The sequence below is a fragment of the Falsibacillus pallidus genome (assembly GCF_003350505.1).
GTDB classification, from domain to species: Bacteria; Bacillota; Bacilli; order Bacillales; family DSM-25281; genus Falsibacillus; species Falsibacillus pallidus.
On the sequence record NZ_QQAY01000003.1, the window covers coordinates 246,845 to 261,437 of the forward strand.

Sequence of the window (14,593 nt, forward strand, 5' to 3'; positions counted from 1 at the left end):
CCCTCACCCCTTATGAGCTTCTATTTTGAGTGCTATATCTCCGAGAGTTTCCTTCTGGAATTGAATCAAATCTGTAATTCCCTTTTGTGCAGCATCAAGAAGCTGCTGAAGCTGGCTATAAGAAAAAGTCGATTCTTCTCCAGTTCCCTGAAGTTCAACAAATTCTCCTTTTCCAGTCATGACCACATTCATGTCGACCAAGGCAGAACTGTCTTCAGTATAATTCAAATCAAGGACCGCTCCATGTTCAGGTACGATTCCCACACTTGTCGCTGCAAGGAAATCCGTGATTGGGAATGACGCTAATTTTTTCGTTTCCGACAGCTTATTCATCGCAAATGCCAGCGCAACGAATGCACCTGTAATCGACGCCGTTCGTGTTCCGCCATCTGCCTGGATGACATCACAATCGATCCAGATCGTTCTTTCCCCAATCGCTTTTAAATCAACGATTGCTCTTAAAGCCCGTCCAATAAGGCGCTGGATTTCCATTGTCCTTCCGGTTACTTTACCTTTGGAAGATTCACGGATATTCCGTGTATCGGTTGCACGGGGAAGCATGGAATATTCTGCAGTGATCCATCCTTTCCCTTCACCCCGCATGAAAGGAGGTACACGTTCTTCTATGCTGGCAGTACAGATGACTTTCGTATCTCCAATGGTGATGAGAACAGAACCTTCAGGATGCTTCAAATAATTTGCTTCAATATGTACAGGCCTTAACTGGAGCGCCTCTTGTCTTCCATCTGGTCTCATGTTTCATTTCCTCCTGACTATTTTCTACTGTGCTGTTTCAAATTAAAGAAGAGGCGGCAGTAGCCAGCCTCTTTCTGATGTACACTATATAGTATAACAAAAATTAATTTTTAAAAACTACCTGTGTTCACTTTTTCAGGACGAGAGACAGGTTCAGTGATGGATTTCCCATCTTCATTCACTAATTCAGTGCTTCCATTCACCTCTATAGCCACCTTTTGAATCATCGGCTGTTCAGTCAATGAAAGAACAAGCGAGTTCATTAAGTATTCGGAGACTTTCTTTTCTTTTAAGCTTCCTAGGATCGACTCATTGAAATTCAATGTGACGGTGCCGTCTTCAATTGTCGGCGCATCAACAAGCTTTGCGTCAGGAAGGAAATCAGTAACAAGATTGCTATTATAGCCAGGGCCGTTTACCAGTTCATTAACAACTGCCGCTACGTCATCCTTGACGGAGTTATCAACCCTTTTCGTTACAGGGACATAGTTATAGCCTTCTCCATTTTGGGACAAGTAGTAGACAGTGACAGGATGTGTATTCGTAATATCCGCTACCCCTGATGTATCCATATTGATGCCATCCGCCCTGCTCAGTCCGTTGGAATTGATCGGCGTTCCATTCACAGGCATTTCTGTGAGAGGTGTACCATTTACCCGCAGCTCTACGCGTTTGACGCTATCAAACTGTGTAAGTGTCCAAGTCACCGCTTGCAGGATCCGCTGTTCATCCTCAGCTTGATATGTCGAGAATTCTTTTGAGAAGTCTGCTACAGCCACACCATCTTTAATATCGACGCCAAGCACTTCCGTATCTGCCGGCAGGACTGCCCGGAACCCGTTAGGAAGCATTTCAGAAACTGGACCGTTGGCCACCAGGTACTCCAATGCTTCTTTTGCTATCCCTTCCGTTTTCGGAAGCTGCAGTGTCTGAGCCATCACATACCCGTCTTTATTGATCAAATACAGCTCTGTTGGCTGAGTCTGTTCATTTGCTTCACTCGAAGCAGCTTTGCCCTTGCCATCCTTGCCCGCGGATGTTTCAACCGTTTGTCCTTCCTTAAGATAGGAAACATCCTGCGGAGGATCCACCTTTTCCTTATCCCCCCCGAATAACCCACATCCAGATAAATAAACTGAAGAAGCCAAAACCGTGACGGCAATCGTCGCTTTTGTTTTATTTGACATGCAATAACCCTCCTAAAGACAGTTTGTACTACATGTATACGAGCTAGTGTGGACAAATAGACCGCTTGGACAAAAAAAAGCGGAGCCGACTGTTAAGAGGCGTAGAGACTGGAGCGCAGCACCACGAGATAAAGGAAACACGAAGAGCGAAGCGATTCGATGTTGACTTATCGTAAGTGTGCTGAGGGAAGTCTCCTAGCCTCTAGGAGGCGGAGCTGGATTACAAAAAAAGCGGAAGCGGCTCATTCATACAAAAAACCACCCGTCATAAACGGATGGTTTCTGCATGTGCTATATCAATGTCAAGCCAATCTGATGCAATCCTTGTGAAAATCGGTTCTGAACCGCTCGTGAAGAATCGATGCATCGGGGCTTCTTTATTGTTTGATAATATTCGATTATGATAGAGGATCGTACTGGCTTCCCTTGCTGTTTCTTCGCCTGAACTGATCACTTTCACCCTTTTGCCGAGGAAATTTTCAATGACCGGCTGCAGGAGAGGATAGTGTGTGCATCCGAGAATCAGTGTGTCGATTCCCCAATTCTTGACAGGCTTTAATGTTTCAGCAACGATTTTCTTAGCGAACGAACTGCCATATTCGCCGCTTTCCACTAAAGGAACAAACTTGGGGCATGCCAGCGAATGAACGGATACCTTTTGATTAAGGGTGGAAAGCGCCTCATCGTAGGCTCCGCTCTTAACCGTACCGATCGTACCCAGCACACCGACTTTCTCATTCTTGGTCAATTTCAATGCGGCCCTTGCGCCTGGATAAATAACCCCTATGACAGGAATATCCAGTTCGGACCTGATTTCATCAAGTGCTGCAGCAGTTGCGGTATTGCACGCTATAATCAGCATCTTGATTTGATGGTCATGTAAAAATTTTGTCATTTGCCAAGTAAAAGTTCTTACCTCTTCCACAGGCCTCGGACCATAAGGACACCTTGCCGTATCCCCAAAATAATAGATTGTTTCTTTTGGCAGCTGGCGCATGACCTCTTTGGCAACAGTCAAGCCGCCAACTCCCGAATCGATGATTCCTATCGGTTGATTCAAGCTGCTCGCCTCATTTATCCTTCATTTCATGGTGTAGTTTAACTAGGTTGTCTTTTAGGTTTAAGACTTCATCGCTTGAAAAGTTTTGAAGAAGTTCATTTAAATAAATTTGCCGCTTTCGGATCACTTCATCAATAATCCTTTTCCCTTCATCAAGCAGATGAATGCGGACGACACGGCGGTCATTCGGGTCCTTCACACGCATGACCAACTCATTTTTTTCCATACGATCCACTAAATCCGTTGTCGTGCTGCATGCAAGGAACATTTTGTTGGATAGATCTCCAATCGTCATATCGCCATCCTCAAAAAGCCACTGCAATGCAACAAACTGTGGTGGTGTGATCGTATAATTGCTCAAGATCTCACGGCCCTTTTGTTTAATGATAGCAGATATGTAGCGCAAATCTTTTTCTATATCAGCAACGACATCAAGATTTTCCTGGCTGACGTTTTCCTTAATCATTTAATGCACTCCCTATTTCAATTGATCCTTCTATCGTCATTTTCCCTTTTTTCTCATCAAATATCAAGAATGAATTATTCGGAGGGCATTCAAAAACCCTCTAAACTTATAAAAATGGAGAAACCGGCTAACCACATCAGGGTAGCCGGCAACCTTTATAGCTTTAATTCTCCCATGCGAAGAAGTTCCACTACGGCTTGTGAACGGCCTTTAACTCCAAGCTTTTGCATGGCGTTGGAAATATGGTTCCGAACTGTTTTCTCACTGATAAACAGTTCGCTTGCGATTTCCTTCGTTGTTTTGTCTTGTACTAACAATTCGAATACTTCTTTTTCTCTCTTTGTGAGCAACGGTTTGTGAGTGAAATCATTGTCCTTCAACTATTGTAACCCTCCTTGCCTTCGCCAGCTTTAAACCGCGGGGATGGGTATTTTGGTCGTCACGCTATCATATGTGACTTAAATAATTGAAGTGACATGATAAAGGCAAAGAATATGCAAAAAAAAGAAAAAAAGTTGCTTCACATTTTTGTTTATTTTACAGACGCACGCATACCCAGTTTTTGCTTCATTTCTTCGGTCCATGGGACGCCTTTCCCGGTCTTTTTAGAAATTTGGACCATCGTTCCCCGTCCGACAAAGCAGATGTCATCATTTTGTTTAATTCCCATATAGTGAAGGTCGACTGATGATGTACCGACTTTCGCTGCTTTCACAAATACCTTTAATGCCTCACCAAAAAATACTTGCTGCAAGAAATCACACTGGAGGTCTGCTACGACAGGGATTTGCTCGCTTTCCGGCTTGACCCAATCCTGCATAAATCCTTTACTCTTGAAAAACTCTATCCTTGCTTCTTCAAAATATGTAAATGGAACGGTATTGTTCAAATGCCCAAACATATCCGTTTCAGAAAACCTTACCGTCAATGGGTGGTAAAATTCAAATTCTTCCTTCCAGCTTTCAGGTTCATTTATATAGGCAACACGATTCAACAATGATTTCAACCCCTTTTAAAAATGAATGAATGTTCATTCTTTTATTATAGGGTCTTTTTCACTTGTTGCAAAGAATGAAGTCTGAAATTAAGAAATTCTCACTATTCTCCCTTCCGGCTGAATGTCAATCGTTCCCGCAGTTTGGATATACGATGCAAGTGCCTGATAATCGACTAGAGGCAAAATTTCCGAATTTCCTTGTTCTTTAGCCAATCGGAACATGTCAAAACCGTCTCCTCCATCGGAAAGAAACTCATTGACCACAACTCTATACATTTTGTCAGCCTCCAATGGTGCATATGCGCCATTTTTGATCACTTTGGCTTCTATAATCTTATTACCGGGTGGGGAGAAAGGATTGTATTGGATGTTCAGGCCTGACATTTGAAGAAACCTCCCCGCTTCTTCATTGATATCTGCCAAAGCAAACTCAAGGGCTTCCTTGATTTGTGCACCTGACATGGTCAGTACTGCCAGCTGGTTTTGAAAAGGCAGGACTGATCGTATGGTTCCAAGGGTGATTGGACCAGGGGAGATTGAATTACGTATTCCTCCTCCGTTCATTAACGCCAAATCAGCCTGGGTCATTTTTTTAGCCTCATTGAGCATGGAATCTGCCACGAGATCACCAAGGTTCGTTTCCTGCGTACGGACGTCCCTTAAATCTCCGTTTAAATAAACAGCGGTATTGCCGATGATTTTCTGATTCATTACATTGATTTCCCCGGTGAATTGTTTCACCATTTCCATAGCTGTCGGGTCAGGAGCAACATTTTTCGAAAGGACATTGATCAGTTTCCCGTTCCATTTCTCCAAAACCCCATCGGAGCCGAAAGATAAATCAAGTCTGCCTAAAAAATTGGCATGACGATACGCCTGGACAATCAGTGTAGGTTCGGTCTTCTTATTCATCACAATCGGTTTTGGAATTTTTGTATGTGTATGTCCACCGACGATGACATCGATTCCCTTGACGGATTTCGCTAATTTTTTGTCCTCGAAAATACCAAGATGGGAAAGGACAATCACTTTGTCCACATTCATATCCTTTAATTTTTCGATCCATTTTCTTGCGCTCTTTTTTGCATTCTCGAATTCAATCTCTTTTGATGGGCGTGAAAGGATTGGAGTATCCAAAGTAGTCAATCCAATAATTCCAATCCTATTCCCATTGACTTCCTTCACTATGGCGGGATAGATTTTTCCATTTTCAGGGGGATCGCCTATTTCCTTTCTATATAATGGCCCCAGTGTTTTATCGCCATCTAACCTGATATTGGCGCTTAGGAGCGGGAAGTTTGATTTTGTTATAAAATTGGCGAGCACCTGGGATGTACGATCGAACTCATGGTTTCCAATCGTCATGGCATCATATCCAATCTGATTCATTAATTGAGCATCGGCCTGGCCTAGGAATTGGACAAAGAATAAAGTTCCGGAAAAGACATCTCCTGCATCGAGCAAAAGGCTTCTCGGATTTTCATTTTGTTTAATGAGGGTATGAAGATAAGGCATATTTTCCAAGTGGGAATGTGTATCATTTGTATAAAGGAGCGTAATATCATAATCCGAAGGCTTTTCTTCCGCAAAAGAAACAGTTGCATGGATTGGCAAGAGAGAAAATACTAAAAGGAGTGCAGCTGCTTTTTGTAATATGATTTTTTTCATATCATCCACCTCCGCTTTTTCCGTTTAGTATTCCATTATTGGTCGATTTCATTTATGTTGGCAATCAAAATCGGGACGTTTCCGGTTTAAGACAAATAAAAAAACCGCCATTTCTGACGGTTTCTTTCATACCCATTATACAGTTTTGTCGCTTCCGAAGAAGTTGCGGAACATTTGGAATGTAGTGTCGCGGTTCAAAGCTGCGATGGATGTTGTCAAAGGAATGCCTTTTGGACAAGATTGTACACAGTTTTGAGAGTTGCCGCAGTTCGCAAGTCCTCCATCACCCATGATGGATTCAAGGCGCTCGTCTCTGTTCATTTCACCTGTTGGATGTGCATTGAACAAACGTACTTGAGACAATGGTGCAGGACCGATGAAATCAGATTTGCTGTTCACATTCGGACATGCTTCCAAGCAGACGCCGCATGTCATACATTTTGACAACTCGTATGCCCATTGGCGTTTCTTCTCAGGCATGCGCGGACCAGGACCAAGATCGTACGTTCCATCGATAGGAATCCAAGCCTTGACTTTCTTCAATGAATCGAACATTCTGCTTCTGTCAACCTGCAAGTCGCGGACAACAGGGAATGTACGCATCGGCTCTAAGCGGATTGGCTGTTCCAATTTATCGACTAGAGCTGTACAGGATTGTCTTGGCTTTCCGTTGATTACCATTGAACAGGCACCGCAGACTTCCTCAAGACAGTTCATATCCCAAGTGATTGGAGTAGTAGCCTGTCCTTTGGCATTGACCGGATTGCGTCGGATTTCCATCAAAGCAGAAATGACGTTCATGTTCGGACGATAATTCAATTCGAATTCTTCTTGGTAAGGTGTCGCTTCAGGACTATCTTGACGTGTAATGATGAAGCGAACTTTTTTGTTTTCACTCATCCTTTATTCGCCTCTTTCTTACTTTTGGTATAGTCGCGTTCGCGTGGTGGAATCAAGGAAAGATCCACTTCTTCATAGTGGAATTCCGGTTGATTCGTTTCAGCATTGTATTTAGCCATAGTCGTCTTAAGGAATTCTTCATCGTTTCGTTTCGGGAATTCCGGTTTGTAGTGCGCTCCGCGGCTTTCGTTGCGGTTGTATGCACCAATAGTGATGACACGTGCAAGCTGAAGCATGTTTTGAAGCTGACGTGTGAACGTCGCTCCTTGGTTGCTCCATTTAGCTGTATCATTGATATTGATATTTTTATAGCGCTCCATCAATTCTTGGATCTTCTGATCTGTTTGAAGAAGCTTATCATTATGGCGGACAACTGTTACGTTGTCAGTCATCCATTCACCTAGTTCCTTATGAAGGACATAGGCGTTTTCTTTTCCATCCATTGATAGGATGCCATTCCATTTTTCTTCTTCAGCTTTTACGAAACGGTCGTAAACTGTTGAAGAAATATCATCAGAATGTTTTTCAAGTCCTTTAACGTATTTAACTGCATTTGGACCTGCAACCATACCGCCAAAGATGGCAGAAAGCAAGGAGTTGGCGCCTAGACGATTTCCTCCATGCTGGGAATAGTCGCATTCTCCGGCAGCAAATACACCAGGGATACTCGTCATTTGATCATAGTCAACCCAAAGTCCACCCATAGAATAATGGACAGCAGGGAAGATTTTCATTGGAACTTTACGTGGATCATCACCCATGAATTTTTCATAGATTTCAATGATTCCGCCTAATTTGATATCCAATTCTTTTGGATCTTTATGGGACAGATCAAGGTAAACCATGTTCTCCCCGTTGATTCCAAGCTTTTGGTTAACACAGACGTCAAAAATTTCACGTGTTGCGATATCACGCGGCACCAAGTTTCCGTATGCAGGATATTTTTCCTCCAGGAAATACCAAGGCTTTCCATCTTTATACGTCCATACACGTCCACCTTCACCACGGGCTGATTCACTCATCAAGCGAAGTTTGTCATCCCCTGGGATGGCCGTAGGATGGATTTGGATAAACTCTCCATTCGCATAATATGCGCCTTGTTGATAAAGGATGGATGCTGCTGAACCAGTGTTGATGACTGAGTTCGTTGATTTTCCGAAGATGATTCCCGGACCGCCTGATGCCATGATGACTGCATCAGCAGGGAAGGATTTGATTTCCATCGTCTTCAGATCCTGAGCCACGATTCCACGGCCAATTCCTTCATCATCTGTGATGACTCCAAGGAATTCCCAGCCTTCAAATTTATTGACAAGACCGGACACTTCATGGCGTCTTACTTGCTCATCCAAGGCATACAAAAGCTGCTGGCCAGTAGTTGCCCCGGCAAATGCAGTTCTATGATGCTCTGTTCCTCCAAAACGGCGGAAGTCCAATAATCCCTCTGGTGTACGGTTGAACATAACACCCATACGATCAAGCAAGTTAATGATGCCAGGTGCTGCATCACACATCGCTTTTACTGGAGGCTGATTCGCAAGGAAGTCTCCTCCATATATCGTATCGTCAAAGTGGATCCAAGGAGAATCGCCTTCCCCTTTTGTATTAACCGCACCATTGATGCCACCTTGCGCACACACAGAGTGAGAACGCTTAACAGGCACTAGTGAAAACAGATCGACCGGTGTTCCTGTTTCTGCGATTTTAATAGTTGCCATCAAGCCGGCTAGTCCACCGCCGACCACGATGATTTTTCCGTTATTCATCGTATACTCACTCCTTTTTACAATGTTCTTTCTTTGAAACAGTCAATCATTCTATCTATCAATCAGAAGGAAAACCTTCCTGTATTAGACGAATGCAAGAAGTGCTGATACGCCCACTACTGACAATGCTACGAAAATCAATAATGTAACGTATGTAGAAATAAGCTGTGATTTAGGCGTTACTGTAATTCCCCAGCTTACGCAGAATGACCATAATCCATTAGCAAAGTGGAATACTGTTGAAACCACACCGATTATGTACCAAGCAAGCATAAATGGATTAGACAGAATGTTCTCCATCATTTGGAAATTAACTTCAGCGCCAAATGCTGCCTGAACGCGCGTTTCCCATACATGCCATGCAACGAAAGCCAAAGTGATTACACCGGATACACGTTGCAGCATAAACATCCAGTTGCGGAAATAACCGAATCTGCTGGCGTTGTTTTTTGCCGTAAATGCAATATAAAGCCCGTAAATTGCGTGGAACAGCAAAGGCAGGAAAATAATAAAGATTTCCAAGAAATAGCGGAAAGGAAGTAATTCCATAAAATGAGCAGCATCATTGAATGCCGCTTCTCCGCGTGTGGCAAAATGATTCACTACTAAATGTTGGCACAAGAATAAACCAACAGGAATTACTCCTAGCAATGAGTGCAATCTGCGATAATTAAATTCACGATTTCCAGCCATGATTTACCCCCCTTAATGATGAAAGCTCTGCACCCGACTTGTAGACAGCATTCGATTCAATGCGACAAGCGATGCATTATTGAATTATAACAATAATGTGACATGTCCATTTTACTCCCATGTAGGGTGAGCGTCAAGAAAACGTATTCACAAAATCAACTGTAGTTCAAACTCGCCTGCATGTTCATATTCGTGGGTTTTACTGAATAAATTGATGTTATCTGTGTGTAATGGTAAACAATAAAATATCGTGAAAAAATATTCCAGTACTTTTTTCCTTTTTAAACATCTCTTTGTTTTGTATATAATAGTGGGTATAGAAAGAGGGGAATAACGTGAAAACTTCTTCAGAAGAACTACTATCCATGGAATCCGAAAACTCGCATGAAAATGAACACGATCATAATGAAGCAGAACCGCCCCGCCAGGATACGGTGCCGCTTTTTGGGTATGAATTATTAAGGGAGGTCCTCATTCCGGATTTGCTTGGAAAAGAAACACCGGATATTTTATACTGGGCCGGAAAGCACCTTGCACGGAAATTTCCTCTGCTGTCCGATGAGGAAATCCAATCATTTTTCTTGGAAGCTGGCTGGGGTCATTTAAAAGCCGTGAAGCAAGGAAAAAATTCCACTGAGTATGAATTGACGAGTCCTTCCATTCAAAAAAGGCTCGAGATGAAGGAACAGTCCTGTTTCCGGATGGAAGCTGGTTTTTTGGCCCAGCAGATTCAAACCCAGCAAAAAACAATCACTGAGGCATATGAAGAGGTGCAAAAGCGCCAGAAAAAAGTACATATCCTTGTCCAATGGGATCAAAAGGATAAAGTAGCAGATTGATAGAAGTATAGAGAATACAAAAAAGAAGGCTTGAACTCCAAGCCTTCTTTTTTTATAGCTTATTTTTATTTCGCTTCCACCGGGGCTTCAATCCCACTCAAGCCAAACTCATTATGAAGGATGTTGGCAGCATCGATCATCCTCTCTTGGCTGATGACAGTAGAAACTTTGATTTCAGAAGTGCTTACCATTTTGATCTGAATCTCATTGTCAGCGAGCGCCTTGAACATCCTTGCTGCTACACCCGGATTGGATACCATCCCTGATCCTACAATGGATACCTTGGCAAGTCCTGTTTCATATTCTACATCCTCAAAACCTAATAAAACCCTATTTTCTTCAAGGATGCGAATCGTATCTTGAAGGACATCTTTCTTGATAGAAAAAGAGACGCTTGCTTGCTGTGATTCTGTCCGGCTTTGGATGATGATGTCAACATTGACATGTTCAGCGGCCAGCGTCATGAAGATTTGAGACAAATGATGCAGTTCATTTGAAAGACCAGTAAGTGTGACACGTATGATATCTTCTTCAAATGCAACACCGCGTACGATTAAATTTTGCTCCATTGATGCTTCCTCCTCAATAATGGTTCCTTCGATATTTTCCATGCTTGAACGAACTTCAAGCGGCACTCCGTAATTTTTGGCAAATTCAACTGCCCTTGGATGAAGCACACCTGCACCCAGATTAGCCAATTCCAACATTTCATCGTAAGAAATAGAATGGAGCTTCCGTGCATCATTCACATATCTTGGATCGGAAGTAAAAACTCCTGGTACATCTGTATAAATATCGCACCTATCTGCTTTTAATGCAGCTGCAAGGGCTACGGCTGTCGTATCGGAACCGCCCCGCCCGAGTGTTGTAATTTCATCATGTTCATCCAACCCTTGAAATCCTGCAACAATCACTACTTTATCCTCGTCCAAGTAATTCATCATCTTCTCGTTTTGGATATTTGTTATCCTTGCGTTTCCAGGCACCGCTTCCGTTCTTATGCCTGCCTGCCAGCCTGTCAGTGAAACAGCTTTTATCCCCATTTCCTGCAATGCCATCGCCATCAGTGAAATCGTTACCTGCTCACCTGTTGCAAGCAGCATATCCATTTCCCTCTTATTCGGCATCGAACTGATGCTCTGTGCCAAAGACACCAGGGCGTCTGTTGATTTCCCCATAGCAGAGACGACCACAGCCACTTGATTTCCTTTTTCAATTTCATCAGCTACCCTTTTGGCAGCATTTTGAATTCTCTCTGCACTCCCCACGGAAGTCCCACCGAATTTTTGAACAATAAGCCCCATTTGTTTCTCCTTCTTTCGTTTAGAAATACCATTTGGAGAAAGGTTTCACCAATAGAAAAAGGGCAATGAGATATCTCATTGCCCTTGGATGCTCGTAAATAAAAAAAGCAGCACTGGTGAGATAGCTCTCCAAGATGTGACCATCTTGACAATCCTGCATTTGTTCAATGCAGAACCAGCGAAAAAGCCATGAGTACTTTCCCACTTCGGCAGACATCCCCTTTCATCATCCTTCTTCAGCGCTCATACGCCTCTTAATGACTACTCTTGAAGTCTGCACCTCTATCATCACTTTTAAAAAGTGATTTCGTATAAAGTTGTCCTCATTATAGCACAGCCTGCCGAAAGAAGAATATGCTAGTCACGTAATTTCTCAAAAATATTTTTAGCCACTTTTTCCGGGAGCCCTGACTCTATAAGATCTTCCACTGTTGCTTCTTTCATTTTTTTCATGGAGCCAAAATGCTTCAACAGCTGCTTCTTCCTCTTTGGACCCACCCCTTCAATTTCATCGAGGATCGAGTTGAAGGTAGTCTTGCCGCGAAGCTGTCTATGGAAAGTGATTGCAAACCTATGCACTTCATCTTGGATTCTTTGCAGCAAATAGAATTCCTGGCTGTTCCTCTCAAGAGGCACCACTTCAAGCGGATTCCCGAATAGGAGCAGGGATGTCCTGTGTTTATCATCCTTGGCAAGACCCGCGACTGGAATCTCCAAGTTTAGCTCATTCACGAGTACGTCCCTTGCAGCTTCTATCTGGCCTTTCCCTCCATCTATCACTATTAAATCAGCCAGAGGAAGCCCATCCTTTAAGACCCGGGTGTACCTTCTCCGTATGACTTCCCGCATGGAGTCATAGTCATCCGGCCCTTTTACGGTTTTTATTTTATACTTCCTGTACTCCTTTTTATCCGGACGGCCATCTGTAAATACAACCATGGCTGAAACCGGATCGGCGCCTTGTATATTGGAGTTGTCAAAAGCTTCAATCCGATGCGGGGTATAAATCCCCATTGCTTCACCGAGATTTTCCACAGCCAGGACGGTACGCTTTTCATTTTTCTCGATCAATGCAAATTTCTCAGATAAGGCGATTTTCGCATTTTTTTCAGCCAGCCGGACCAAGTCTTTTTTCTGCCCTCTGACTGGTTTCAGTACCTTTATCTGAAGGAGTTCAGCAGCAAGATTTTCATTCACTGATTCTGGGACCAACAGTTCCTTCGGCTTGAAATGATTGTTTTTTGAATAGAACTGCCCTAAATAAGTTAAGAATTCATTATCCGGTTCATCATACACCGGGAAAAGGGAAACATCCCTTTCGATCATCTTCCCTTGACGGACAAAAAAAACTTGGACGCACATCCATCCTTTATCAACAGCATACCCAAAGATATCTCTGTCAGTGAAATCTGTCATTGTCATTTTCTGTTTTTCCATAGTGGCTTCGATATGGATGATTTGGTCCCGGAATTCCTTTGCACGTTCAAACTCCAGATTCATAGAAGCTTCTTCCATCTTTTTAGTCAATTCCAACTTGACTTCCTTGTATCCCCCATTAAGAAACCTGGTGATTTCATCCACCATCTGCTTATAGGTTTCATCCTTCACTTCTTTTACGCATGGAGCCAAACACTGCCCAAGGTGATAGTAGAGGCAGACACGATCTGGAAGTGTGGAGCATTTCCTCAAAGGATAAAGTCGGTCGAGCAGCTTCTTCGTTTCATTTGCTGCACCAACGTTGGCGTACGGGCCAAAATATTTCCCTTTATCTTTTTTCACTTTTCTTGTCGTAATCAGACGGGGGTGGCGCTCAGCAGTCAATTTAATAAAAGGATAGCTTTTATCATCCTTCAGCATCACATTGTATTTTGGATCCCATTTTTTAATCAGGTTCATTTCCAAAATCAACGCTTCAAGATCGGATGAAGTGACGATATATTCAAAATCCTCTATTTCACTGACCAGCCTCTGCGTCTTGCCATCATGGGATCCGGTGAAATAAGAGCGGACGCGGTTCTTGAGTATTTTCGCCTTTCCTACATAGATGATGGTTCCTTGGCGGTCCTTCATCAAATAGCACCCCGGCTGATCGGGCAGCAGTGCTAATTTATTTTTAATCAATTCATTCAATGATTACCAACTCCAAAAGCCTCATACAATTCCGTTTTTGGTGAGGCTGTTTCAATGATTATATTATACCGTCGGAGGCGGAAAATGAAAACGAATGGGTTAATGCATTATCAAGTGCAGAAAATTCAGCGTGATATCTTTTCTTCTTCCGATACTTTTTTCCCGGCCCACTTCTCCATTACTTGGTCACCCAACCTATTTAATGGACATATAATGCATGGAGAGGAGGGTTAACAGTATGGATCGATTAATACTTTTGATGTTAGCTGGTATATTAGCAGGGTTAGCATTAATTAAAGTTCCTTTAGCAGGCACCTTTTTGGCAAGCATAGCGCCGATAACTACCTTAATTGGAATATTGGCGATTGTGATTTTCTCTCTCTTCCTGATTTATAAGGCCTTGATGGCTATGCTGGGCAAGCAGTAAACTACTAAAAAGAAAAGCTGCCGTGGTCCGGCAGCTTTTTTTGTGAAGATTGATTATGCGTGTTTGTTTAAAAGTTCTGCCAAAGCTTCTTTTGGCTGGAATCCGATTACTTTATCAACGACTTCCCCGTCTTTTAGAACAATCAATGTAGGGATGCTCATAACTCCGAAGCTGCTTGCAGTTTCTTGGTTTTCATCTACATCCACTTTTACGATTTTTACTTTGTCGCCCATTTCAGAGTCAAGCTCTTCAAGTACTGGAGCGATCATTTTACAAGGTCCGCACCACGGAGCCCAAAAATCAGCCAATACTAGCCCTTGACTAGTTTCAGCACCAAAGTTTTGATCAGTTGCATTTGTGATAGCCATATTGTTATGCCTCCTATAATTTCCTTAAATCT

At 42.9% G+C, this 14,593-nt stretch carries 15 protein-coding genes and 1 riboswitch; of the genes, 2 read left to right on the forward strand and 13 right to left on the reverse strand.

The genetic code is table 11. The annotated features are described in order from the left end of the window. Window positions 1-3 precede the first annotated feature (3 nt). The 10 genes from rph to DFR59_RS07850 all read right to left on the reverse strand — a co-directional run bounded on the left by rph (window position 4) and on the right by DFR59_RS07850 (window position 9,493). The gene (gene rph / locus DFR59_RS07805) at window positions 4-756 is read right to left on the reverse strand and encodes a ribonuclease PH (RefSeq protein ID WP_114745068.1); all 753 of its coding nucleotides are present in this window, start codon (window positions 754-756) and stop codon (window positions 4-6) included. A 110-nt stretch (window positions 757-866) separates the two neighbouring features. Next, the gene (locus DFR59_RS07810; RefSeq protein WP_114745069.1) at window positions 867-1,943 is read right to left on the reverse strand and encodes a GerMN domain-containing protein; all 1,077 of its coding nucleotides are present in this window, start codon (window positions 1,941-1,943) and stop codon (window positions 867-869) included. A gap of 265 nt (window positions 1,944-2,208) precedes the next feature. Next, a complete protein-coding gene (gene racE, locus DFR59_RS07815) occupies window positions 2,209-3,003 on the reverse strand; it encodes a glutamate racemase (protein ID WP_114745070.1) in 795 nt (264 codons plus the stop codon). A gap of 10 nt (window positions 3,004-3,013) precedes the next feature. Next, entirely contained in the window at window positions 3,014-3,469 is a 456-nt protein-coding gene (locus DFR59_RS07820) for a MarR family winged helix-turn-helix transcriptional regulator (RefSeq protein WP_114745071.1), read from the reverse strand. 155 nt (window positions 3,470-3,624) lie between these two features. Beyond that, entirely contained in the window at window positions 3,625-3,849 is a 225-nt protein-coding gene (locus DFR59_RS07825) for a helix-turn-helix domain-containing protein (RefSeq protein WP_014097816.1), read from the reverse strand. A gap of 152 nt (window positions 3,850-4,001) precedes the next feature. Then, window positions 4,002-4,463 carry an acyl-CoA thioesterase gene (locus DFR59_RS07830; protein WP_114745268.1) on the reverse strand — a complete coding sequence of 154 codons (462 nt, stop codon included), beginning with the start codon at window positions 4,461-4,463 and terminating at the stop codon, window positions 4,002-4,004. Between the two features lie 90 nt (window positions 4,464-4,553). Beyond that, window positions 4,554-6,134, reverse strand: a complete 1,581-nt coding sequence (locus DFR59_RS07835) for a bifunctional metallophosphatase/5'-nucleotidase (RefSeq protein ID WP_114745072.1) — start codon at window positions 6,132-6,134, stop codon at window positions 4,554-4,556. Between the two features lie 135 nt (window positions 6,135-6,269). Further along, entirely contained in the window at window positions 6,270-7,034 is a 765-nt protein-coding gene (gene sdhB / locus DFR59_RS07840) for a succinate dehydrogenase iron-sulfur subunit (protein ID WP_114745073.1), read from the reverse strand. Further along, window positions 7,031-8,800 carry a succinate dehydrogenase flavoprotein subunit gene (gene sdhA, locus DFR59_RS07845; RefSeq protein ID WP_114745074.1) on the reverse strand — a complete coding sequence of 590 codons (1,770 nt, stop codon included), beginning with the start codon at window positions 8,798-8,800 and terminating at the stop codon, window positions 7,031-7,033. Before sdhA ends, sdhB begins: the two co-directional genes overlap by 4 nt. Before the next feature lie 84 nt (window positions 8,801-8,884). Continuing rightward, a complete protein-coding gene (locus DFR59_RS07850; protein WP_114745075.1) occupies window positions 8,885-9,493 on the reverse strand; it encodes a succinate dehydrogenase cytochrome b558 subunit in 609 nt (202 codons plus the stop codon). A 365-nt stretch (window positions 9,494-9,858) separates the two neighbouring features. Here DFR59_RS07850 and DFR59_RS07855 point away from each other — a divergent pair, with 365 nt between their 5' ends. Next, window positions 9,859-10,332: a YslB family protein gene (locus DFR59_RS07855; protein WP_114745269.1), complete on the forward strand. Its 474-nt coding sequence runs from the start codon at window positions 9,859-9,861 to the stop codon at window positions 10,330-10,332. 65 nt (window positions 10,333-10,397) lie between these two features. Here DFR59_RS07855 and DFR59_RS07860 read toward each other — a convergent pair whose 3' ends face one another. Together DFR59_RS07860 and uvrC are read right to left on the reverse strand one after the other, a co-directional pair. Continuing rightward, window positions 10,398-11,636: an aspartate kinase gene (locus tag DFR59_RS07860; RefSeq protein ID WP_114745076.1), complete on the reverse strand. Its 1,239-nt coding sequence runs from the start codon at window positions 11,634-11,636 to the stop codon at window positions 10,398-10,400. Between the two features lie 114 nt (window positions 11,637-11,750). Beyond that, a riboswitch (Lysine riboswitch) is annotated at window positions 11,751-11,929 on the reverse strand. 64 nt (window positions 11,930-11,993) lie between these two features. Continuing rightward, entirely contained in the window at window positions 11,994-13,766 is a 1,773-nt protein-coding gene (gene uvrC / locus DFR59_RS07870; RefSeq protein WP_114745078.1) for an excinuclease ABC subunit UvrC, read from the reverse strand. Window positions 13,767-14,004: 238 nt separating this feature from the next. Here uvrC and DFR59_RS07875 point away from each other — a divergent pair, with 238 nt between their 5' ends. Next, window positions 14,005-14,193: a hypothetical protein gene (locus DFR59_RS07875; RefSeq protein WP_114745079.1), complete on the forward strand. Its 189-nt coding sequence runs from the start codon at window positions 14,005-14,007 to the stop codon at window positions 14,191-14,193. Between the two features lie 53 nt (window positions 14,194-14,246). Here DFR59_RS07875 and trxA read toward each other — a convergent pair whose 3' ends face one another. After that, complete coding sequence (gene trxA, locus DFR59_RS07880; RefSeq protein ID WP_114745080.1) at window positions 14,247-14,561, reverse strand: thioredoxin; 315 nt, start codon at window positions 14,559-14,561, stop codon at window positions 14,247-14,249. Window positions 14,562-14,593: the final 32 nt, after the last annotated feature.